Below are 22,867 nucleotides of genomic sequence, written 5' to 3' on the forward strand. Positions count from 1 at the left end.
CGCCGAGCAGCACCGTTCCGCACGCTTCCGCCCTCACTCATTTCCGCAGGGAGTTCCGCATGCGCATGCCCACAGACCCCGCCGGCTCCACCACCACTGCTTCCGCCACGTCCTCCCCCGTCGGCCGGCGTTCCGTTCTCACCGCGGCCGCCGGAGTCGGAGCGGCCATCGCACTCGGCGCCGCCACCGGAACGGCTCGGGCCACCACGCCCGGCACCGCCCCCGAGCGCCGGGCCGGCCGCCCGGTCAAGCTGACCGTGACCGCCCGGCCCGCCGCCGAGGCCGAGCGGCTGCGGCTCGGACAGGCCCTGCGCGGCTCGGAGTTCCAGCCCACCGGTCTGCACGTCCCGGCCGGTACCCCCCTCTCCCTCACGGTCCAGCCCTACGACGGTCTGCTGCCCACCCTCTGGATCGGCGCCTGGGACTACTACGGCGAGATCACCGAGCCCCGCAGCTATCCGCTGACCGCGGGGGCGAACACGGTCACGGACCCGCACGGCGGCCCGGTCTACCTCACCCTGACGGGCCGTGGCGAGCGGGCCGGTGTGCTGATCCGCTCCGGTGCCGTGCCCATGCCGGTCTTCACCCTGGGCCGCACCTCGGAGGCCGACTACCAGCGGCAGCTGGACACGCTCACCGCATCGCCGTACGTCGAACTGCACGCGCCGCACACGATCATGACGCTCACTCGCGAGGGTGCGCTGCTGTACCGCGGCGAGGACCATGCCGCGCTGCTCGGGCTGGTCGAGACGATCATCGACTCCCATGCCCGGATCAGCGGTCTGGACGGTTCGAAGCCGGTGCACCGGCGCAAGGCCGGTCCGTACCACTTCACCGAGGTCAGCAAGGTGCCCAGCGGTGTCGGCGCCTACGCCACCCACGGCTACAACGGCTTCCCGCGCGCCTACCTCGACCGGGCCACGACCGTGGAGGGACTGCGCACCAGGGGCTGGGGGCTGTACCACGAACTCGGCCACCTCCACCAGCAGTTCGCCTACAAGCCCGGCGGCCTGACCGAGGTCACGGTCAACATCTACTCGCTGGCCGCGCAGCGCACCCTGAAGCAGCCGTCCAACCTCCTCACCGTCGACCCGAAGACGGGTCTCACCTACTTCCAGTCGGCACAGCAGAAGTTCGGCACGGCCGGGCTGACGTACGAGAAGTCCTTCGGCGCGTACGAGAAGCTCGTCCCGCTGCGCCAGCTGGAGCTGGCGTTCGGCGACGACTTCTGGCCCCGGATGCACAAGCTGGTCCGCGAGGAGAACCCGCAGTCCGAGTACACCGAGACCGACAAGCGCTACCGGGCCCTCGCCACCTTCTCCAGCCGTGTCGCGGGCTACGACCTGACGGACTTCTTCGTGAACACCTGGGCGTTCCCGATCGACGCCACGGGCCGGGCCGAGCTGGCCGCACTGAATCTGCCGAAGCCGCCCGTCGACCCGGCCACGCTGGCCGACTGACCGCGGCGGCAAGGGAGTTCACCGTGAACCTCAGCAGACGAACCCTCCTCACGGCGAGCAGCGCCACCGCCGTCACGGCCGCTGCCGCGCTCATCACCTCGGCCGGCGCGGCACACGCCTCCCCCGTCGCGGACACCACCGCCGGGGCCGCGGCCACCGCCGACTTCGACACCCTGCTCCAGCGGGCCGAATCCCTGCTCACCGGCGGCGGGTTCGACCCGGCCGACACCGACTTCACCGCGGCGGTCGCGGCCCTGGACACCACGGCCAAGGGCCTGTGGGACACCCTCGACCGCAGCGCCGGCCGCACCGCGCTCTGGCCGGATCTCGCTCCGCTCACCGACCCGGGCAGCTTCGGCCAGAGCTACACCCGGCTGCGTACCGTCGCCACCGCCTGGGCCACCGAGGGCACCTCCCTCGCCGGATCCACACAGGTGGCGGATGCCCTCGTCGCGGCGCTGCGCTTCACCCACGACACCGCGTACAACCCGGCCGAACGCGAGACCGGCAACTGGTGGTTCTGGGAGATCGGCGCCCCGCGTGCGCTGATGGACTGCTCCGTCATCCTGCGCGACCGGCTTCCCGCAGCCGATCTGACGGACTATCTGGCGGTCGTCGACCGGTTCTGCCCGGACGCGGACCGTCGCACCAACTCCCCGACGCTCTCCGAGACCGGGGCGAACCGCACCGACAAGGCCGTCATCGTGGCGCTGCGCGGGCTGCTGGGACGGGACGCGGCCAAGCTCGTCTCGGCCCGCGACGCGCTGTCCGACGTACGGGACGCGGGGCGCAACAGCCTGTTCCGGTACACGAGTTCGGGTGACGGCTTCTACGAGGACGGCTCGTTCGTCCAGCACGACGTGGTGGCCTACACCGGGTCGTACGGCATCGTGCTGCTGGGCGGCACGGCCTATCTGCTGGCGCTGCTGGCGGGCTCGGAGTGGGCGGTGGCCGATCCGAAGGTGTCGGTGATGTACGACGCCGTCGAGCGGGCCTTCGCCCCGGTGATCTTCGACGGGCTGATGATGGACTCGGTGCGCGGCCGGGCGGTCTCCCGGGAGCGCGCCGGTGACCACCGCGACGGCGCGACGGCCCTCGCGGCGATCCTGCTCCTGGCCTCCGGCGCACCCGCCGAGTACGCGGGTCGATGGCGCGCCCTGGTCAAGGGCTGGCTGACCCGCAATCGCACCACCCCCTTCGAGGCCCTCGCGACACTCCCCCAACTCGCCCTGGCCAAAGCCGTACTGAACGACAGGAGTGTGCCGGCCGGACCGCGCACCACGGGCAGCCATGTCTTCGCCGACATGGACCGCGTCGTGCACCGCCGCCCCGGCTGGGCCTGTGCGCTGTCCCTGTCGTCGAAGCGGATCTCGGCGTACGAGGCGGGCAACGGCGAGAATCTGCACGGCTGGTACACCGGCGACGGCATGATGTATCTGTACGACGGCGACGACCTGGGGCAGTTCAATGACGGCTTCTGGCCGACCGTCGATCCGTACCGGCTCCCCGGCACCACGGTCGACACCCGGCAGCGGACCGATCTCGGCACGAGCGCCGGTACGTCCACCTACCGTCCGTCCAACGCCGTCGCGGGCGGTGCCGTGCTGGACGGCCGGTACGGGGCCGCCGCGATGGAGGTGATCGGCGCCCAGGGCACCACCCTGCGGACCAGGAAGTCGTGGTTCCTGCTGGACAACGCAGTGATCGCACTCGGCGCGGGCATCACGGCGAGCGACGGCCGGCCGGTCGAGACGATCGTCGAGAATCGCAACCTGGGCGCGGACGGGCGTCACCGGCTGCTGGTCGACGGCGTCCGCCAGCCCGCCGAGCAGGGCTGGAGCGGCGAATTCGGCCAGGCCCGATGGGCACATGTCGACACGGTGGGCGGCTATGTGTTCCCCGGGGGAACCGCCCTGCACGCCCTGCGTGAGCAGCGCACCGGCACCTGGCGGGCCATCGACACCGGGGCCGACACGGGCGGCAGCACCGACCCGGTCACCCGCCGCTACCTGACACTCTGGACGGACCACGGCCCCTCCCCCGGCGACGCCCGCTACGCCTATGTGCTGCTGCCCGGCGCGTCGGCCGCGGCGACGGCGGTCTGGTCGCGGTCCCGGCCGGTCCGGATCGTCGCCAACGACACCACCGCGCAGGCGGTGGAGGCACGCCGGGCAGGGCTGACGGCGGCGAATTTCTGGCGCGCCGGAACGGCGGCCGGAATCACCGCGTCGGGCCCGGCGTCGGTACTCGTGCAGCGCCACGGCGCGCAGGTCCGCGTCGCGGTCGCCGACCCGGGGCGGACGCTCACCACGCTCTCGGTCGAGCTGCCGTTCCCCGTACGGTCGGTGGTGGCGGCCGATGACTCGGTGAGCATCGTCCCGGGCCGCAGGCCCGTACTCACCGTCGCCGTCGGCGGCTCACGCGGCCACACCCACCGAGCCGAACTCAACCGGTAACCCATCCCGCATCACCCCGAGGAGCAGCACCACCATGTCCGTCGCACCGCATCTGCAACTGCCGCCGCCCGACCGGCTCCTGTCGTCACGAACCGGCTGGACCCGGGCCCACTGGGAGGCGACGGCCGACCGGATGCTGGATGCGCTGGTGCCGTACGCGACACCCGGCTTCGCCCAGTACCGGCTGCCCGGCCGCGGCAGCTGGTCGGGGGTCGTCTCGGACGGTCTCGAAGGGTTCGCCCGGTCGTTCCTGCTCGCCGCCTGCCGGATCGCGGGCGCGGGCGGGGCGGTCGACCCCGCACTGATCGAGCGGTACACGGCGGGGCTGGCCGCGGGCACGGACCCCGGCAGCGGGGAGGCGTGGCCGAAGCTGACGGACTGCTCGCAGCAGATGGTGGAGGCGGCGTCGGTCGCGGTGGCGTTGCACGAGACCCGGCCGTGGATCTGGGACCGGCTGGACGCGCGGGTGCAGGAGCGGGTCGTCGACTGGTTCTCCGGGTTCGTCGGCGGGCGCACCTGGGACAACAACTGGCGGCTCTTCCAGGTGGTGTCCGAGCAGTTCCTCGCCTCGGTCGGGGCGCCGTACAGCCGCTCGGACATCGAATCGAACCTGGACAGGATCGAGGACTGGTACGTCGGTGACGGCTGGTACACCGACGGGGACGGCCGGAACTTCGACTACTACATCGGCTGGGCCATGCATCTGTACCCGCTGCTGTGGTCGCGGATCGCGGGCGACGACGACGGGGGCAGGACCGAGGTCTACCGGCAGCGGCTCAGCCGGTTCCTGGAGGACTATCCGCACTTCTTCGGTTCCGACGGCGCGCCGGTCCACCAGGGCCGTTCACTGACGTACCGGTTCGCCGCCCTGGCACCGGTGTGGATGGGGGCGCTGGCCGACTGCACCCCGCTGGCGCCGGGGCTCACCCGCCGGCTCGCCTCGGGCACGATGCGGCACTTCGCGGAGCGCGGTGTGCCGGACGAGCGGGGGCTGCTGACGCTCGGCTGGTACGACACGTTCCTGCCGAGCACCCAGCCGTACTCCGGCCCCGCCTCGCCGTACTGGGCGAGCAAGGGCTTCCTCGGGCTGCTGCTGCCGGCCGACCACGCCGTGTGGACGGCGCGCGAACTGCCGTTGCCCATCGAGGAGTCCGACCGGTACACCGCGCTGCCGGCCACCGGCTGGCTGCTGCACGGCACCCGTGACGACGGCATCGTCCGGCTGGTCAACCACGGCAGCGACCACAATCCGCCGTTCGACGAGGCGGCCGACCCGTCCGAGGGCACGGACGATCCGCATTACGCCAGGTTCGCCTACTCGACGGCGACGGCACCCGAGGCCGCCCCGCACGCCGTGGCACGCTCCATCGACGGTCATCTGGCACTCGTGGCGTCCGACGGCACCCCGTCGGTGCGCCGCCGGATCCATCCGCTGCGCTGCGAGGACCGCGTCGCGGCCTCCTGGTACGCGGCCAGGCTGCCCGGTGACGATCATCCGTACCGGATCGAGACGACGAGTGTGCTGCACGGTCCGTGGGAAATCCGGGTGCACCGGGTCGAGGCGCCGGAAGGCGTGGTGGTGCGGGAGGGCGGTCACGCGGTCTCCCATGCGGAGAGCCCGTTCGCCCTGTCGGGTCCCGACTGGGCACTCGCCCGTACGGCCGACGGTCTGAGCAGCGCCCTGATCGCGCTGCACGGCTGGGACGGCGGCACGGAAGGGGCCGCCGTGGCGCGTGATGTCCAGTCCAATGCGTACGGGCCGCATTCGGCGATCCCGTATCTCCGCAGCGGGCCGCACCCGGGCGGGCGGAGCGTCCATGTCTCGCTGGTCGCACTCTCCCGGGACGCCGTGCATCCGGAGGCGCTGCGCGACGCGGTGCGGGTGCGAGCGGGGGCGGACTCGGTGGTGCTGACCTTCCTGGACGGTACGACCGTCGAGGTCTGATCGCGGTCGTGGGCCGGGGTGCCGGCCGGGCGGCGGACGGCGGACTGCCGGTCAGATGCCGAAGCTGTTCCCCTCCCGTTGATCGATGTGCCCGACGAGTTCCAGGGCCAGGGACTTGATCGTGTCGAGCCCCGCCCTGCCCCACGGGCGGGGCACGGTGTCGACCGCGCAGACGGCGCCCAGGGCGACGCCCGTGCGGTCGATGAGGGGCGCGCCGAGATAGGAACGGATGCCTATTTCGTCGACCACCGGGTTGCCTGCGAACCGGGGGTAGTCGCAGACGTCCTCCAGGACGAGCGCCTTGCGCCGGACGACGACATGCGGGCAGTAGCCGCGGTCGAGCGCGACGTAACGACCGCTGCGGCTGCTGCCCGCGGCCGTGGCGCCCAGGTCGGAGCCCTTGTGTGTGCCGGCCGGAGTGTGCAGCCCGGCGAAGAACTGCCGGTTGCCGTCGATGAAGCTGACCATCGAGAAGGGCACTTCGGTCACCTCGGCCACCCGGTCGGCGAAGGCGTCGAAGTTGTCGAACGATGCGTCGGCGCGTTCCCCGAGCCCGAGCGTCCTCAGCCGCTGGGTACGGAGGACGGCATCGCGGTCGACGGGCGTGAGCAGCATGCGGCCGGTGGCGTTTCGGGTCACGGGTGGGCTCCGGAGCCGATCAGCGGGGCCGGGGCCGAGGTGGCGTTGATCAGGTGCTGGACCAGCGTGACCAGCGCCCCGGTGCCCGAGCTGGCGATCCGGGCGTCGCAGAGCACCACCGGTACGCCCGGCCCCAGGTCGAGTGCGGCGCGGATCTCCTCGGGTGCGTAGCGGTAGGCGCCGTCGAACTCGTTCACCGCGACGATGAATCCGATGCCGCGCCGCTCGAAGAAGTCGACGGCGGCGAAGCACTCGGCGAGCCGACGGGTGTCCGCGATCACGACGGCTCCCAGCGCTCCCTGGGAGAGTTCGTCCCACATGAACCAGAAGCGTTCCTGGCCCGGGGTTCCGAACAGATAGAGAACGTGCTGCTCGTCGAGGGTGATGCGGCCGAAGTCCATCGCCACGGTGGTGGAGGTCTTGGACTCGATCCCGTCGAGGCTGTCGGTCGCGGCGCTGACCTGGGTCAGCAGCTCTTCCGTGCTCAGCGGTGCGATTTCGCTGACCGCGCCGACGAATGTCGTCTTGCCGACGCCGAACCCGCCTGCCACCAGCACCTTGAGTGCGACGGGAAAGCCTTCTGAGCCTTCGGTGCCTGCGGCTCCGGAGGCATCCGGGGTGCTGCCGGGGCCGCCGCGGCCCGGTCCGGTTTCGTGGCCCGGAACATCCCCGTAGCCCTGCGCGTCCCCGTAGCTCCGGCTTTCCCCGTAGTTCTGCGCGGGTCCGTAATCCAGCGCGTCTGCGTAGTTCTGCGCGGGTCCGTAATCCAGCGCGTCACCGTGGTTCCCCGGGTGTCCGTAGCTCTCCGGGCTCCCGTAGCTCTCGGAACGGCCATGGCTTCCGTGGCTTGCGAAGCCTTCGGAGCTTGCGTTGTTCTCGTACGCGGCGGAGCTGCCGAAGCCGTCAGAGCTGTCGTCGTAAGCCATCGAGCACTGCCTCCAGCAGGGATCGGTCGGTGGGCATGTCATGGAAGGCGGGCGGATGCGCGGTCACGGCCCCGCAGTCGACCAGGTCGGAGACGAGCACCTTGGTGACGACTGCGGGCAACCTCAGATGGGCGGCGATCTCGGCCACCGAGGTGGGACCGCCGCACAGCCCCAGCGCGACGGAGTGCTCGGGACCGAGATGCATCTGCGGCTCGGTCCCCGTGGCCATGACCAGGGAGAGCAGATCGAGCACGGTTGTAGGACGGGTACGGCCGTTGCTCACGGTGTACGGGCGGATGAGCCGGCCGGCCGCGTCGTCGAGCAGCGGCCCGTCCTGCGGGACCGACACCCTCACAGCCCCGTGGCGCCGGGGGTCCCGGCCGCTTGTCTCACAGGCGTCATCAGATAGGGCCGGACGCTCTTGACCAGCATGGTCATCTCGTAGCCGAGCACCGCCGCGTCCGCCTCACGTCCGGCGAGCACGGCGAGGCAGGTGCCGGACCCGGCGGTGGAGACGAACAGCAGGGTCGAGTCGAGCTCGACCACCACCTGCCGTACGTCACCGCCGTCGCCGAAGCGCGCGCCCGCGCTGCGGCCGAGCGAGTACAGGCCGGCTGCCAGCGCCGCCATGTGGTCGGCGCTGTCGGCGTCCATGCCATGAAGGGATTTCACCAGCCCGTCGGCGGAGAGGAGAACCGCGCTGCGTGTGTACGGGACACGCTGGACCAGTCCGCTCAGCAGCCAGTCGAGGTCCGAGACCTGACCGGACGGCATATCGGTCGCCATGGTGCATCTACTCCTTGGAGGTGTTCGTTTCGAGGGGGTCGTCGGCCGGGGCCGCGTCCGGATCCGGGAACGGGACCGGGCCCGAGGGGTACGGGGCGACGGTCGCGCCGAGTCCGCGTACCGGCAGCGGTTCGAGCGGGGCCCGGGGCCGCCAGGACTGCGGGGCCGCCGCCGCTTCGAGGCCCGTGTCCGCTTCCGGGGCGGTGTCGGCCTCGGATTCGCTGCGGGCCTCGGCGAGTTCGATGCCTCGTCGGAAGGCCGCCACGAGTCCCGGGTCGTGCAGGGCCTGTTCGTCCTCGGTGCGCGGGGCCGGTGCCTCCCTGAGCTGCGGGACCAGGTGCTCCTGATGGGCGCGCCTGGGCAGTTGGGGCCGGCCCATGGTGCCGCGTACGACTCCGGGCTCGGAGTGGACTGCGTCGGGGACGTCGTCCGTGGGCCGGATTCCGGGGCGGGCCTCGGCCGGGGTGGGGCGGTCGAGTCGCTCGGCCCGCAACGGCAGCGGCGGGGCCTCGCCCTGGCCTTGTGCCTGCCGGGGCGGTTGATGCAGGCGCAACGGCTGGCTGGGGACGTACGGCTGACGGCCGGTGCTCGTCCGCGGAGCCGGTGCGGCGCTCGGACCGGGGTTCAGGCTCGGGTTCGGGCCGGGATTCGGCGTGTGGTGGCCGCCCCTCTCGTCCTCGGCCGGTGGACGGTGTACGGGACCCGGGGGCGGGACCGGGGCCGCGCCTTCCGCGGCCGGGGCGTCCCCGTCCACGCCCAGCAGGGACTGCGGGAGGACGAGTACGGCCTGCGTGCCTCCGTAGATGTTGCTCTGCAGCCGGACCGCGATGCCGTGCCGCCGGGCCAGTGACGCGACGACGAACAGCCCGATCCGGCCGTCCTGGAGCAGACGGGCCACGTTGACCTGGTCGGGGTCGGCGAGCAGGGCGTTCATCCGCTTCTGCTCGTTGCCCGGCATGCCGAGTCCCCGGTCCTCCACCTCCAGGGCCAGTCCGGCGGTGACCTGCTGGGCACGCAGCAGCACTTGGGTGTGCGGGGCGGAGAACACGGTCGCGTTCTCCACCAGTTCGGCCAGCAGATGGATCACGTCCGCCACGGCGTGGCCGCGCAGGGTGCCGTCGATCGGCGGCACGAGCTTGACCCGTGGGTACTGCTCGACCTCGGCGATGGCCGAGCGCAGGACCTCGGTCATGGTGACCGGGTTGCTCCACTGCCGCCGGGACACGGCGCCACCGAGGACGGCGAGGTTCTCGGCGTGCCTGCGGATGCGGGTGGCGAGATGGTCGACTTGGAAGAGGCCCTTGAGCAGATCGGGGTCCTCGACCTCGTGCTCCAGCTCGTCGAGCAGCTGGATCTCGCGGTGCACGAGCGACTGGAGCCGGCGGGCGAGATTGACGAAGACCTCGACCTTCTGGTCCTCGCCGGAGTGGTCGGAGAGCCGGGACGCCTGGACGACCGCGGCCACGGCGACCTCCTGCTGGCGGCCGAGTTCCTGGGCGAGCAGCTCGAAGGCGTCGCTGCCCGGAGCGGCGGGCTCGGTGGGCCTGCGTGCGGGCACCGGTTCGCCGTTGCGGAGCTGTTCCACCACCCGTTGCAGTTCGGCCTGGCCCTGGGCGCTGGCGCGACGGAGCGCCAGACAGCGGCCGAAGACGGTGGTGGCGACGCGGTTGGCGGCGAGGTACGCGGCCAGCACCGCGGCGAGCGCCAGCGCACCGGCCGCGCCCAGCGCGATCCAGAGTTCGGTGGAGGGCCGGGCTCCGGTGGAGCGGGCGGTGAAGATGACCGCTGCGGCTCCGCTCAGTACCGCTACGACGGTCGGCAGCACCGCGGTGCGCAGGAGTTGGGGGCGTATACGCGCCTCGGGGGACGGCTGGGCGGCGCGCGGCCTGCCCGTGGCCGAGTGGGAACGGGCACCCGGTCGGCCGTGCCGTCCGCCCTCTCGGCGTTCCGGTCGCGCTTCGGGTGCGCGAAGTTGAGACATCAGTGTCCTCGGTACGTGGAGCACCTGGAATCGGCGTTCATGCGGTGGCACCTACGGTGGTCGGTCAGGCTCGGTTCATCGGTCGGGCAGGCTCGAAAGTCATGAGCCCACCGTTGATCACCGGCAACACACGGTAGTCGTCAATCACGCGAGTGCGGCGGGCAGTTGTCGAACTTGCCCGCCATCCGTCCCGCTCTGGTATGAGCTCTCGCACAGTCGACCGATTACTCCGCATTGACACCTGGTCGGCCGACACCCGAATGGCCGATCGAAGTGAACCCATGAGCACACAAAACGGCTCGGCCGTCCGGTCGTGCCGGACGGCCGAGCCGTCTGAAGGTTCCCCGGGTGATCCGTACGCCGCCACGCGGTCGGCGCCACCTCGGCGTGGCCGGCCTCCGCCTCCGCGTCCTCGGAGCCCCGGCCCGGATCGGCCGACAGGTCCGTGATCCGGGCGGCACCCCCGGGGCGGCGCTCCAGCGGCTGCGGGGCCACCGCCCGCCACCAGGGCTCGGAGGGAACGGTCTGCGCCGTGGGTTCGAAGGGCTCACCGGGCCGCGGCAGGGCGATCCGGGCGCCCGCATCCTGTGCCGCGGCGAGGGTGCCCTCGCCCGGCTCGGCCCACGGGTGCGGAGCGAGGTTGAAGGTGGCCCAGTGGATCGGCAGCATCGCCCCGAGCGGCTTGCCGCCCTGGAGATCCGGATGGGCCCGCATTCCCTCGGCCGGTGTCATGTGGATGTCGGGCAACAACCCCTCGTTCGGCGAGCGGGACGACCTGCTCACCACCGCCGAGCGTGAGGAGCTTGCCGCCCTGCGCAAGGAGAATGCCCAGCTCAAGCGTGCGAATGAGGTCCTGCGGACGCTCGTCGACGAGCACCCGCATCTGGGGGTCGAGCCCGTACTCCGGGAACTGAACATCCCCTCCTCCACCTACTACCGGTGGCGCCAGGCCGAGAAGGAACCGTGCGAACGGCGCCGCCGGGACGCCGAGCTGACGGGCAGGATCCGGCAGGTCCACGACGAGTCCGGCGGGATCTACGGCTCACCTCGCGTGCACGCCGCCCTCAGGCGTGAGGGCGTCCACGTCGGCAGGAAGCGCTTCGAGCGGCTCATGCGGGAGGCCGGCCTGGCTTGGCCAGGTCCTCCCACCCGGCCGGCGCTTCGTTCCGTACAGGCACCCCCACCCTCGCGCCACTCCTTCACAACCCACCCCCGTCAGCTCGGCTTCAGCACGCCAAGTTGATAGGGAACACGTCGTAGAGGGGGTGGGGGTGGGCTTGTCCGTAGGCTCGCCGGACGGGTCGGGCTTCGGAGTAGTTTGCGGTCTCGGCGTTGGTGACGGTCACGGTGACCGGGGCGCCGGGGCCGGGCGGCGAACGTCTTCACGGGCTTGTAGAGGTCGTACCCCTCGGGGGCCTTGTTGTGGGCACTGTTTGAACGTGTCCGTTGACGCCTTCCAGCTCAGGCGGTCGGCGTGTGGCCAGGGCCATGGGCAGGGCGCGTCCGGCTCCGGCGATACCGACCACTGACCGAGCACATCCGCCGCTTCGACGAATACTCCTCCCACGAGCTCGCCGACGAGCCCGACGCCTACGACCCGCGCCTGACGTCGAATTCACTCCGATCCGCGACGCCGGCCCGCCGGCCGACGGATTCAGCCAGGCCGCGCGAGCCGGCCAAGGGGCGGATGCCGAGCGGGCCGGGCGCGTGTCGGCGAGCACCTCACGGTGCCGTAGCACTGCGTCCGAGGGCTGATCCCGGGGACCGGGTTGAGGTCACAGCAACCGGTCGACCAGCCCGTCGATGTAGTCCGGGGTGAGCGGACCCATGCCGAACAAGACGCGGATATACATCGGGGCCAGGATGTGATCCAGCACCCCGAGCGCGTCGGGTGCGTGCTCGCCACGTTCGCGGGCGCGATCGAGCATGGACTGCAGTTGCCGGGTGCGTTCGGCGCGGAGGTCGTCACGAGCCTGCAGGCCCTGCTGACCGTTGCTGGACAGGGCGACGGCCAGGTGCAGCACCGCCGGACCGTCGGGTCCAGTGATCTCGCGGGCCACCTGGGCCGCGTAAGTGCGCAGGTCGCCGGCCAGGCTCCCGGTGTCGGGCATCGGCGACTGCGTGTTGAGGCGGGTGAGCGCCACGTCGCTGAGCAGGGTTTCCAGGCTGCCCCACCGGCGGTAGATGCTGCTGTCGGCTACGCCTGCACGGGCTGCGACGTCGCCGACGGTGAAGTTGCCGTAGCCGCGCTCGCTGATCAGGTTGGTCACGGCCTGGTGTACCTGCGCGCCGACGCGGGCGCTGCGCCCACCGGGCCGCCGGGCTCGCTGACTCTCGTTCATGCCCCCACCTTAACGCAGTCGCGACTTGCGTTAGCGGGGCGAGCCCTCTTATAGTCGCCTAACGCAGTCGCTGACTGCTTTAGGGCGCTCAGGTGTATCGCCACCCGCGCCGACCATGGCCGGGTGCAACTACCGATTGAGGGGGATCCCCATGGCTGCATCGCATGCGACCGTAGGCAGTCGATCAAACCGGGCCGTGCTGCTCACGGTGGCCTGCCTGGGCCAGTTCATGGTCCTGCTCGACAACACGATTGTTGGAGCGGCGCTGCCCGATATGCAGCTCCGGCTGCACACTCAGCTGACCGGTCTGCAATGGATCGTCGACGCGTACGTACTGCTGGTCGCCATGCTGCTGCTGTCCGGCGGTGTCTTCGCCGACCGGTTCGGCCGCAAGCGGGTGTACCTGACCGGCGTGGCGGTGTTCACCGCCGCGTCGCTGCTGTGCAGCCTCGCCCCCTCGGTCGGCTGGCTGGTCGCCGGCCGGGTGCTGCAGGGCATCGGGGCCGCGGCGCTGAGCCCTGCCTCGCTTGCCCTGCTCGCCGCCGCATATCCCGTGCCGCAAGAACGAATCAAGGCGATCGGGCTGTGGGCCGGATTCAGCGGAATCGGTCTGGCCGCAGGCCCCGTGGCCGGCGGGGTGCTGACAGAAGCCTTCGGCTGGCCCGCCATCTTCCTGGTCAATCTGCCCATCGGCGTGGTCCTGCTGCTGGTCGGCCTGCGCCACCTCGGCGAGTCCTGCAATCCGAGCGCCCCCGCGATTGACATCCCGGGCACGGTGCTGTCCGTTCTGGCGGTGGGGGTACTGACCTACGGGCTGATCGAAGGTGGTGCCCGCGGCTGGACCTCACCGGTCATCCTGGGCAGCTTCGCCGCCGCGGCGATCCTCCTCGCCGCCTTCGTAGCCGTCGAAGCGCGCCGTTCCGCTCCGATGCTGCCGCTGCCGCTGTTCCGGCAGCGCCTGTTCACCGTGTCCAACACCGCCATGGTCGTGGTGGGGTTCGCGCTCATGGGTTCGTCGTTCTTCTTCTCCCAGTTCTTCGTGTACGTCCAGGGCAGCTCGATCCTGCGCGCCGGCCTGCAGACCCTGCCGGTATCCCTCGCCATGGTGATCGTCAGCCCGTACGCGGGTCGGCTCGCCGCCCGGTACGGCTTCCGAATCGTGGTTACCACCGGCCTGGCCCTGGCCGGCCTGGGACTGCTGGCGCTCGGCATGGTGCACGCCGACACCGGCTACGGGAACGTGTGGTGGCGGCTGGGACTCACCGGCATCGGCTTCGCCCTGGCCATGTCCCCACTGACAGGCGCCGCCATCCAAGCAGTCAGCCCGCAGGAAGGCGGTCTCGCATCAGGCATCAGCAGCACCACCCGGCAGATCGGCGCAGTGCTCGGCGTGGCGGTACTCGGAGCCATCGTCCGCACCCGGCAATCCGGCGGCGCCTCCTTCGAGACCGGCCTCAACAGCGCCTTCCTCGCTGCCGGCACCGTCACTTTGGCCAGCGCCTTGTTCACCGGCCTGTGGCTGGCGAGGTCCAGGCCCGCGGAAGGCTCCGCGGCGCCGCATCGTTCCACCGATCCAGATGCGGTCACCACCTCGAACGAGGCATCCGTGAACAGCCGTTGACAACAACAACCGCCCTGGCCGGGAGAAGCGGCTGCGCGCCGAGAGCGTCGACATCACCATGCCGCTGCCCAGGACCCCTGGGCGAACGCCACTTCCAGGTCACCGCGTACCGACCGCTCGCACACGACGAGGACGTCCGCCGTGCACGTACCCGCCGACCCCACAGTCCTGCACCCGATGCCTGACCAGCCGCGGGTGGTACTGCTCAAGCCGTTGGTCATGTCCCCGCTGATCGACGTCGGGGAGTACTCCTACTACGACGAACCCGACGACACGACCGCGTTCGAGACCCGCAACGTGCTGTACCACTACGGGCCGGAGCGGCTGGTCATCGGCAAATTCTGCGCGCTGGGCACGGGGGTGCGGTTCATCATGAACGGCGCCAACCACCGCATGGACGGCCCCTCGACCTTTCCCTTTCCCACTCTGGGCGGCTCCTGGGCCGACCACTTCGACCTGCTGACCGGCCTGCCCAACCGCGGGGACACCGTCGTCGGCAATGATGTCTGGTTCGGCCACAGCACGACCGTCATGCCCGGCGTACGCATCGGACACGGCGTGATCATCGCCAGCAGCTCCGTGGTCACCAAGGACGTCCCCGACTACGGCATCGTCGGCGGCAACCCGGCCCGTCTCCTGCGCACCCGCTACAGCGACAGGGACATCGCCCGGCTGCTCGCGCCGGCCTGGTGGGACTGGCCCCGGGCCACATCAACGAGCACGTACGGACCCTCATGTCCGGCAGTGTCGACCAGTTGCAGGACGTGGCACCCTCCCTCCCACACCCGTAATCCACCGCCCACGCGCTCGCCATCGCCTCTCGGAAAAGAGCCGCCACCATGCCCGCCGCCACCGATCGAACCTCCTTCACCGACTGGCTCCACGGCCATGCCACCCCGCTCAGCCACCTTGACCCGGCAGCGCCCCTGGACGACCTGGAACCGCTGCGCGACATCCTCGACGGTGCCCGCGTGGTCGCCCTCGGCGAACATTCCCACTTCATCGACGAGTTCGCCGCGATGCGCCAGCGCATCCTGCAATTCCTCGTCGAACGCTGCGGCTTCACCGTCCTGGCCTTCGAGTACGGCTTCTGCGAAGCCATACCCCTCGATGCCTGGACCCACGGCACGGGAGCGGACGACGACCTCTCCGCACTCCTGGCAACCGCGGTCCCCATCGGATTCCAGGAACCACTGCGGTTCATCCGCCGCCACAACCGCACCGCCGCGGAACCGGTCCGCTTCGCAGGAATCGACATCCCGGCGGCCGGCGGGTCGCTGCTCCCCGCCCTGGCCCCGGTCGCCGACTACCTCCACCACACCGACCCGGAAACCCTGCCGATGGTCCAGAGCGCGACCACGATCGCCGCGTCCTTCGCCGGTGACTCGGCGGCCGTGGCCGCACCCGCATGGGCGCGTCTGACCACCACCGACCAGGACACCCTCAGCGCGCTCTTGGCGCGGCTGCTCATCCGATTCCGTTCCCTGAAACCGCTGTACCTCTCCCGCGGAGACCGGCACAGCTACGACACCGCCCTGCGGTGCCTGGAGGCCGCCTGCCACGGCGACTACACCTTCCGCGCCATGGCCGCCCTCTTCGCCGGAGACGGTCTCACAGCCGACACCTCCGCCCGCGACCTCTACATGGCGGAGTCACTTCTGTGGCACCTGAACCGACTCGAACCCACGGCCCGCGTCGTACTGATGGCGCACAACGCCCACATCCAGAAGACGCCGATCGCCTTCGACGGCCACCTCACAGGGCTCCCCATGGGGCAGCACCTGCACCACGCCCTCGGTGACTCGTACTTCGCTCTCGGCCTGACCAGCGTCACCGGCCACACCGCCGACATGCGTCGTGACGAGGCCGCTCCCTTCGGATTCACCGTCCACGACACCCCGCTGGAGCCACCCGCGCCGGGAAGCATCGAAGCGGCCTTCGCCGAGACCGGCCTCGGACTCGCCGTCGCTGATCTTCGTCAGGCGCGGGCCGAGAACCTCAGCGCCCCTGACCGCATCCGTATGCAGGGGATCTACCAGCAGACCCCGGTCATCGACGCGTTCGACGGCATCCTCAGCACACCCGCCTCCACCACCACCGAGCTGGAGAAGCCATGACCAGCAGTTTCACCGAATTGGTCGTCGATCGCCACGATCCGTAGCGGCTCGCGGCCCATCCGGACCCTCTCTCCGAGCTCGTCCCCGACCGACGTCACCGCTCACCTGCAAGGTCCATATCACCCCTGCTCGTGTCGGCCACACTCTCAGCACCCTTCGGACGCCGCCACGGGTGCGCGATCGGATGGGATACCTCGCGCCACCATGGCTCGGTCGGCAGCTTCCCCGCTGGCTCGAACGGCTCGCCGGGATGGGGAAACGCCACCGCCTGGCCGGCCTCCTCGGCCTCGTACTTCGTCCACTCCCCCGGCTCCGCCCAGGCATGAGGGGCCAGGTTGAAGGTCCCCCAGTGGATCGGCAGCATTACGCCGGCCGGGGCGCCTCCCTGCAGGTCAAGATTGGCCTGCATCCCCTGGGCCGGTGACATGTGAATGTCCGGCCAGGCTCCAGGCAGCGGCGTATAGTCCGTGTGGTTCTTGGGCCAGTACTCGGAATAGGCACCGATCTGGATCATCGTCGCGTCGAACGGACCGTGTTCGGCGCCGATGTCCTCGAAGCCGGGGAAATAGCCGGTGTCACCGCTGTGGTAGATCCGGTGCTCGGGTCCGGCGACGACCCAGGATGCCCAGAGCGTGTGCTGCTGGTTGCGCAGGCCTCGGCCGCAGAAATGCCGCGCCGGGGTGGCGGTCAGACCGATCCCGGCGATCTTCGTGGTCTCGTTCCAGTCCAGTTCGCGCATCCGGTCGGCGGACACGCCCCACCGCTCCAGATGCGCGCCGACACCCAGCGGGACGGCGAACACCGTGTCCGTGCCCGCCAGGGCCCGGATCGTCGGCAGATCGAGGTGGTCGTAGTGGTCGTGGGAGATCACCACCGCGTCCACGGGCCCGAGCGCGGCGAGCGGCAGCGGCACGGGGTGCAGCCGCTTGGGCCCGGCGAAGGCGAAGGGGGAACAGCGCTCTCCCCACACCGGGTCGAAGAGCACCCGCCGGCCGTCGATCTCGGCGAGCACACTGGAATGGCCCATCCAGGTGAGCCGCAGCCCCGTGGCGGGCGTCTCGGCAAGATCGGCGTAGGTGGTGGCGTGGACGGGCACGGTGCCGACCGGCGCCCTGCGCGCCCGCTCCTCCTTGCGGAAGTAGACCTTCGCGAACTCCAGGGTGGATCCGGACGGCCTGGTCCGTGCCCCCACCGGGTTCTGGAAGACGCCGTCGGCGAAGTTGGGAGAGCGGCGGATGCGCTCCATGCGGGCGCCGCCCGGATCCGCGCCGAATGCGGCGGGGCGCAGCGAACGCAGCCGGGTGCGGAGCGGAGGCAAGGGGTCAGCGCCGGTCACAACATCTCCTGGGGGAGTCGGTGTCGTCTCATTATGGGCGGGGGTACGACAGTGCGAGAGCGGAAGGTCCGCGGGACCGGCAGCCGGACCGGGCCGCGTCAGCCACGTGGCTGCCCGTACACGTGCTCGATGCGCAGCCGCAGCACGACGCGCCGGTCCCGGACCATCGCACTGCGGTAGTCGTCCCAGTCGGGGTGTTCGCCCTGGACGTCGCGGTAGAGCGTGATGAGCTCGTCCACCGTCGCGTCGTGCGGATCGGCGGCGACCGGGGACAGCTCGGCGGTGGCGTCCACGACCGTCCACGCCCAGCGGTCCGCGCTGGTGACGTGGTAGCTCGCCCGGGGGTCGCGGCGGAGGTTCTTCGTCTTCGCCCGGTCCTCGGTGACCGAGACGCGGACGATGCGCTCCTGGGGGTAGTAGCAGTGATTGACGTTGGACAGCTGGGGCCTGCCGTCCCGCCTGAGTGTCACGAGCACGCCGCCGTTCTCCTCGGCGAGCAGCCCGAGCAGCGCTTCCTGCTGTGTGTCGAATCCCGTCATGCCGGATCCAACGTCCGTGCCCGTCGCAGGATTCCGCATCCGGCCGCACGGCCATGTCACATCCGAGGGCCCCTCGTCCGTCCCACCGGTACAAGCAGCCCTCCGGCGGTGCCCGACGACGCCACCGGAGCCGTACCGAAGGAGACCGGCCATGACCGCCCGAATCCCGCTCGACCCGCCCCGTACCCTCCTCTTCCGTGCCGTGTCGTGGTACTCGAACCGTACGTACGGCAAGGTGATCGATCCGCTGCGGGCCGCCGCCCACCACACCGGGGTGCTGTGGGCCGGAGCCCGCTTCGAACTGTCGGTGGGCCGCTGGAAGAAGCTGGACGCGCAGCTCAAGGCGCTGGCCGTGATGACGTCCGCGGCCACCATCGGCTGCAGCTGGTGCATGGACTTCGGCTACTGGGAGAACCACCGCCACGGCATCGACCCGCGCAAGCTGCGCGAGGTGCCGGTGTGGCGGGAGAGCGAGGTGTACACCCCGCTGGAGCGTGACGTCATGGAGTACGCGGAGGGGATGAGCCTCACCCCGCCGGAGGTCGGGGACGAACTGGCGCAACGGCTGCGGGCCACGCTCGGCGAGGCGGCGTTCGTCGAGCTCACGACGATGGTCGCGGTGGAGAACATGCGCTCCCGGACGAATTCCGCGCTCGGTCTGACCAGTCAGGGCTTCAAGGACCGGTGCGAGGTGGAACGCCCCGCGAACCGCTGACCCGGGCTGTCGGCCGACGCTTCCGCCGTGGTTCCCGCGGCCGGTGCGGCGGGTAGCTGCCATGGCAGCTACCCGCCAGTCCGCAGCGGGCTCCGATCCGCCATGTTCCTGTCACTCTCGCCTCACCACTCCCTGAGAACCGACGAGTTCACGAGGTGAGAATGAGACGAACCAGATGGACGGCGGTCTGCGCCACCGCGCTCGCCGCCGCCCTTGCCGGTGGAACACTGCCCGCGGCCGCCGACCGCGCCCCCGCACCCGCCTTCGCCGACCCGTCCGCGTCCCCGGCAACGGCCGGACGGGGCGGCACCGTCACCCTGCTGACCGGCGATGTGGTGACGTACTCCGGCCATGGGAACGGCGTACAGATCAGCTCGATCGTGCCGGGCGCCGGCCGTGAGGGCATGGGTTTCACCCGCTTCCGGGCGGGCGGCCACGAGTACGCCGTCCCGATCGACGCCATCGGCCAGATCTCCCGCGGCCGGGTGGACCAGCGGCTGTTCGACGTGACCGAGCTCGCCGCCTCGGGCTACGCGGACGCCGACACGGACGCGCTGCGCATCCTCGTCGGCGGCGCCACGGAGGAGTCGCGGAGCCCCGGGGCGCCGAAGGGAGCACGCGTCGCCGCGGCCTTCCCGACCGCCCGGACCACCGCGCTGGACGTGCCCAAGAAGTCGGCCGGGACCGTCTGGAAACAGCTCGGCACGCCGTCACGGGCCCGTGCCGGGGGCATCGGAAAGGTGTGGCTCGACGGCAGGGTGCGGGCCACGCTCGACCGGTCGGTGCCGCAGATCGGCGCCGACCGGGCGCACCGGGCCGGGATCACGGGGAAGGGCACCAGGGTCGCCGTTCTCGACACCGGGTACGACCGGAACCATCCCGATCTGAAAAACGCCGTCGTCGCCTCGCAGGACTTCACCGGGGACGGCGACGTCCAGGACATGCAGGGCCACGGCACCCATGTGTCCTCGATCATCGCCGGTTCCGGGGCCGCGTCCGCGGGCCGGTACGCGGGGGTCGCGCCGGGCGCGGAACTCGTCGAGGGGAAGGTGCTCGACAACGACGGCTACGGGTACGACTCCTGGATCCTGGCGGGCATGCAGTGGGCCGTGGACCAGGGCGCCGAGGTCGTCAACATGAGCCTCGGCTCGACCGTGGCGTCCGACGGCACCGACCCGTTGTCCGCCGCCGTCGACAAGCTCTCCGCGGAGCACGGCACGCTCTTCGTCATCGCCGCGGGCAACACCGGTGACCACACCATCAGCGCGCCCGGCGCCGCCGACGCCGCCCTGACCGTGGGCTCGGTCACCAAGTCCGGTGCGATGTCGCCGTTCTCCTCACGCGGACCGCGCCAGGGCCGGCCCGCCGTCAAACCGGAGGTCTCGGGCCCCGGCAGCGACATCGTCGCCGCGCGCGCCGCGGGCACCCTGGACGACGCCGCCGTCACCGAGCAGTACGCCTCGCTCTCCGGTACGTCGATGGCGAGCCCGCATGTGGCGGGTGCCGCCGCCCTGCTGGCCCAGCGGCACCCCGACTGGTCCGGCGCCCGGCTGAAGGCGGCGCTGGTCGGCAGCGCCGCGCGGGTGGACGGTGCCACGGTCTCCGACACCGGTTCGGGCCTCGTCGACGTGCCGGCCGCGCTGGCCGCGGCCGTGGTCGCCGAACCCGCCGCACTGGCCGCTCGCACCACGTACCCGAACGGCTCCGCCGAACCGCAGAGCCGCGAGCTGACCTGGACGAACACCACCGACAAGCCCGTACGGCTCACGCTCTCCGCGGGGCAGGGCGGGGCGGTGCGGCTCGGTGCGCGGACGCTGACCGTGCCCGCGCGGTCCTCGGCCGTCTCGAAGGTCACCCTCGAACCGTCCCGGGTCGAGGCGGGGACGACGTACGACGGGACCGTGACCGCGAACTGGTCCGGGCACGGACGGGCGACCGTACCCGTCTCGATCCAGGCCGATCCGGCGACGTACACCCTCACCCTGACCGGCCCCGCGCCCCGTGCGGGCAGCGAGGCCACCTCGACCGGCGTGGTCCTGCAGAACGAGCGGACCGGCGCGTCCCAGCTGATCGGGCTGACCGGCACCGTGCCGAGGAAGGTGACGCTGCCGCGCGGCAGCTACCGGGTCCTCGGGCACACCTGGGAGTACGACACGGTGGGCGACACCGTCGTCGGGACCACGGCGATCCACTTCGCCCGGCGGGTGACGGTGGACCGGGACAGCTCGGTCGCGCTGCACACCGAGGGCGCCGAGCCGGTGCGGATCGGGGTGGACGACGGGACCGCCCGGGTGGCCCTCCAGTCGGCGACCGGAATCGCCTCGCGGATCGACACCGGCTCGGGCACCGCGGACAGCGGACTCGTCGCGCCGAGTTCCGCCGGTCAGTACCGCGTCGAGGCCGTGCCCACCACCGGCGGGACGCTGGACGGGCTCACCTTCTTCGGCGGGCTGAGCTGGCAGCAGCGGGAGGTCGACGCGCACGAGCCCGGCTCCTCCCCGCAGGCTCTGAAGCTGCTGCTGTCGCAGTACAGCATCTACAGCTGGCTGGGCACGGCGACCGGCCAGGTCGTCGACATCGGGACCGGGGCGGACACCGACCCGGCGGCGATGGACCTCAAGGGCAGGATCGTGCTGTGGACACCGGCGACCAGCGACACCTCGTTCAACAACGAGCTCTATCAGGAACTGACCGACGCCGGTACGGCCGCCATCATGTACGTCGGTTACGGGCTCTCCGTCTACCGGCCCACTCCGGTGCTCCGGCTGGACCCGGCCGGTGTGCCCGTGCTGCGGGACCGGCTGGCCCAGGGGCCGCTGACGCTGACGCTGAACGGGGTCGGCACCGGGGCGGACGCCTACTATCTGCACCACTCGGTCGACGGCCGGGTCCCGGCCGGGGCCGACTGGTTCGACCGGCGGTCCGAGCTGGCCGAGGTGCGCACCACACAGCGCACCCACGGCTACCCGTCCGACCCCAAGAGCATGTACGCCTGGACGACCTGGCACGGACTGACGCTCCACCAGCAGGCCACCCGCTACCGTCCGCCATCGGAGCAGCGGCTCCACTTCTCCCCCGGTGTGGCGTGGACGACGGCGACCTTCCACTACCAGTACGACGTCCGTGACCAGGTCTATCCGCTGGGCACGCTCGTCGGCGCACCCACCGTCTACCGCGCGGGCGGTGAGTACCGGGACGACTGGATGTCCGCCCCCTTCAACCCGGCACTCGGCCGACCGGCCGGTACCGCCCAGGTCGTGAGGGACGGCGACAAGCTGAAGGTGGCCCTGCCGGTGTTCTCCGACGCGGCCGGGCACCGCGCCGAGACGGCGCCGGGCGCGGACAGCGGGAGCACGGTCCTTGCGGACGACGGCGGGAAGGTGCTGGCCCGCAATGCCGCACCGGGACGCGCCACGTTCGACCTGCCGCGCGAGAAGGGCTGGTACCGGCTGACCGTCGATGCCACCCGTACGTCGCCGGATCCGGTGACCTGGATGCTCGGGACGAGGGTCACCAGCGAGTGGCGTCTGCGCTCCGGGCACGAGAAGCCGGCCGCCCCGGCCCGGCTGCTCGACCTGGACTACCGGCTGCCGCTCACCGGCGAGAACGCGGCCGATCCCGGAAAGCCGCTCGACTACACGGTCGGTCTCACCGCGCAGGGGGACCGGAAGGCGCTGCCCATCGCCTCGTTGAAGGTCTGGTACGCCACGGACGGCACCGACTGGAAGCCGGCCGGGGCGGCGCGCGGTGCCGACGGCCGATGGAAGGTCACCGTGCCCGCCCTCGGGACCGCCAAGGTCGATCTGAGGTCCACCGTCACGGACTCCACGGGCGCTTCGCTGACGGAGACGCTCATCGACGCGTACAACTCCGGCTGCGCCGACATCTGGTGCTGACGGTGCGGGCCGGAGCCGAAGGCGCCGGTTGAGTCGAACAGGGGCGGGGCCGGACACGGCTCCGCCCCCCGGTCTTCCCGTGCGTGGCATATTCGTTAGGGTGACGCC

At 71.2% G+C, this 22,867-nt stretch carries 16 protein-coding genes and 2 pseudogenes; 9 read left to right on the plus strand and 9 right to left on the minus strand.

The features are described from left to right. The first annotated feature begins 59 nt into the window (after positions 1 to 59). The 3 genes from OG520_RS05330 to OG520_RS05340 are packed head-to-tail and all read left to right on the plus strand — an operon-like array spanning position 60 to position 5,861. Complete coding sequence (locus OG520_RS05330; RefSeq protein WP_406012371.1) at positions 60 to 1,460, plus strand: M60 family metallopeptidase; 1,401 nt, start codon at positions 60 to 62, stop codon at positions 1,458 to 1,460. 23 nt (positions 1,461 to 1,483) lie between these two features. Next, complete coding sequence (locus OG520_RS05335; protein ID WP_406012372.1) at positions 1,484 to 3,916, plus strand: polysaccharide lyase 8 family protein; 2,433 nt, start codon at positions 1,484 to 1,486, stop codon at positions 3,914 to 3,916. Positions 3,917 to 3,950: 34 nt separating this feature from the next. Next, positions 3,951 to 5,861, plus strand: coding sequence for a DUF2264 domain-containing protein (locus tag OG520_RS05340; protein WP_399333339.1), 1,911 nt, complete (start codon positions 3,951 to 3,953; stop codon positions 5,859 to 5,861). A gap of 51 nt (positions 5,862 to 5,912) precedes the next feature. Here the strand turns inward: OG520_RS05340 and OG520_RS05345 are convergent, their stop codons facing one another. From OG520_RS05345 to OG520_RS05370, 6 genes and pseudogenes are all read right to left on the minus strand, one after another. After that, a complete protein-coding gene (locus OG520_RS05345; protein ID WP_399333341.1) occupies positions 5,913 to 6,500 on the minus strand; it encodes a GAF domain-containing protein in 588 nt (195 codons plus the stop codon). Then, positions 6,497 to 7,057 (minus strand): ATP/GTP-binding protein, encoded by a 561-nt coding sequence (locus OG520_RS05350; RefSeq protein ID WP_266431400.1) that lies wholly within the window; start codon positions 7,055 to 7,057, stop codon positions 6,497 to 6,499. The genes OG520_RS05345 and OG520_RS05350 overlap by 4 nt, the downstream gene beginning before the upstream one ends. 346 nt (positions 7,058 to 7,403) lie before the next feature. Continuing rightward, positions 7,404 to 7,775, minus strand: coding sequence for a DUF742 domain-containing protein (locus OG520_RS05355; protein WP_266429834.1), 372 nt, complete (start codon positions 7,773 to 7,775; stop codon positions 7,404 to 7,406). Positions 7,776 to 7,777: 2 nt separating this feature from the next. Next, a complete protein-coding gene (locus OG520_RS05360) occupies positions 7,778 to 8,212 on the minus strand; it encodes a roadblock/LC7 domain-containing protein (RefSeq protein ID WP_406012373.1) in 435 nt (144 codons plus the stop codon). Between the two features lie 7 nt (positions 8,213 to 8,219). Beyond that, positions 8,220 to 10,193, minus strand: a complete 1,974-nt coding sequence (locus OG520_RS05365) for an ATP-binding protein (protein WP_406012374.1) — start codon at positions 10,191 to 10,193, stop codon at positions 8,220 to 8,222. Positions 10,194 to 10,672: 479 nt separating this feature from the next. Further along, positions 10,673 to 10,937: pseudogene (locus tag OG520_RS05370) on the minus strand (MBL fold metallo-hydrolase); the annotation flags it as partial. On the opposite strand from OG520_RS05370, the gene OG520_RS05375 reads away from it, so the two are divergent. Next, positions 10,930 to 11,436 carry an IS3 family transposase gene (locus OG520_RS05375; protein ID WP_406012375.1) on the plus strand — a complete coding sequence of 169 codons (507 nt, stop codon included), beginning with the start codon at positions 10,930 to 10,932 and terminating at the stop codon, positions 11,434 to 11,436. The pseudogene OG520_RS05370 and the gene OG520_RS05375 sit on opposite strands and share 8 nt — an antisense overlap. 532 nt (positions 11,437 to 11,968) lie before the next feature. On the opposite strand, the gene OG520_RS05380 is transcribed toward OG520_RS05375, so the two are convergent. Next, positions 11,969 to 12,535 (minus strand): TetR/AcrR family transcriptional regulator, encoded by a 567-nt coding sequence (locus tag OG520_RS05380; RefSeq protein ID WP_362207092.1) that lies wholly within the window; start codon positions 12,533 to 12,535, stop codon positions 11,969 to 11,971. 151 nt (positions 12,536 to 12,686) lie between these two features. On the opposite strand from OG520_RS05380, the gene OG520_RS05385 reads away from it, so the two are divergent. From OG520_RS05385 to OG520_RS05395, 3 genes and pseudogenes are all read left to right on the plus strand, one after another. Then, positions 12,687 to 14,156, plus strand: a complete 1,470-nt coding sequence (locus OG520_RS05385; protein WP_393703561.1) for an MFS transporter — start codon at positions 12,687 to 12,689, stop codon at positions 14,154 to 14,156. 141 nt (positions 14,157 to 14,297) lie between these two features. Beyond that, positions 14,298 to 14,947: pseudogene (locus tag OG520_RS05390) on the plus strand (CatB-related O-acetyltransferase). Positions 14,948 to 14,995: 48 nt separating this feature from the next. Beyond that, positions 14,996 to 16,273, plus strand: coding sequence for an erythromycin esterase family protein (locus tag OG520_RS05395; protein WP_406012376.1), 1,278 nt, complete (start codon positions 14,996 to 14,998; stop codon positions 16,271 to 16,273). A 94-nt stretch (positions 16,274 to 16,367) separates the two neighbouring features. Here OG520_RS05395 and OG520_RS05400 read toward each other — a convergent pair whose 3' ends face one another. Together OG520_RS05400 and OG520_RS05405 are read right to left on the minus strand one after the other, a co-directional pair. Further along, positions 16,368 to 17,609: an MBL fold metallo-hydrolase gene (locus tag OG520_RS05400; RefSeq protein WP_406012377.1), complete on the minus strand. Its 1,242-nt coding sequence runs from the start codon at positions 17,607 to 17,609 to the stop codon at positions 16,368 to 16,370. Between the two features lie 98 nt (positions 17,610 to 17,707). Further along, complete coding sequence (locus OG520_RS05405; protein ID WP_406012378.1) at positions 17,708 to 18,148, minus strand: PPOX class F420-dependent oxidoreductase; 441 nt, start codon at positions 18,146 to 18,148, stop codon at positions 17,708 to 17,710. Positions 18,149 to 18,299: 151 nt separating this feature from the next. On the opposite strand from OG520_RS05405, the gene OG520_RS05410 reads away from it, so the two are divergent. Together OG520_RS05410 and OG520_RS05415 are read left to right on the plus strand one after the other, a co-directional pair. Continuing rightward, positions 18,300 to 18,863: a carboxymuconolactone decarboxylase family protein gene (locus OG520_RS05410; protein ID WP_399333355.1), complete on the plus strand. Its 564-nt coding sequence runs from the start codon at positions 18,300 to 18,302 to the stop codon at positions 18,861 to 18,863. 161 nt (positions 18,864 to 19,024) lie between these two features. Then, positions 19,025 to 22,759 carry a S8 family serine peptidase gene (locus OG520_RS05415; protein ID WP_406012379.1) on the plus strand — a complete coding sequence of 1,245 codons (3,735 nt, stop codon included), beginning with the start codon at positions 19,025 to 19,027 and terminating at the stop codon, positions 22,757 to 22,759. Positions 22,760 to 22,867: the final 108 nt, after the last annotated feature.

Source organism: Streptomyces sp. NBC_00984 (assembly GCF_045162475.1).
GTDB lineage: Bacteria > Actinomycetota > Actinomycetes > Streptomycetales > Streptomycetaceae > Streptomyces.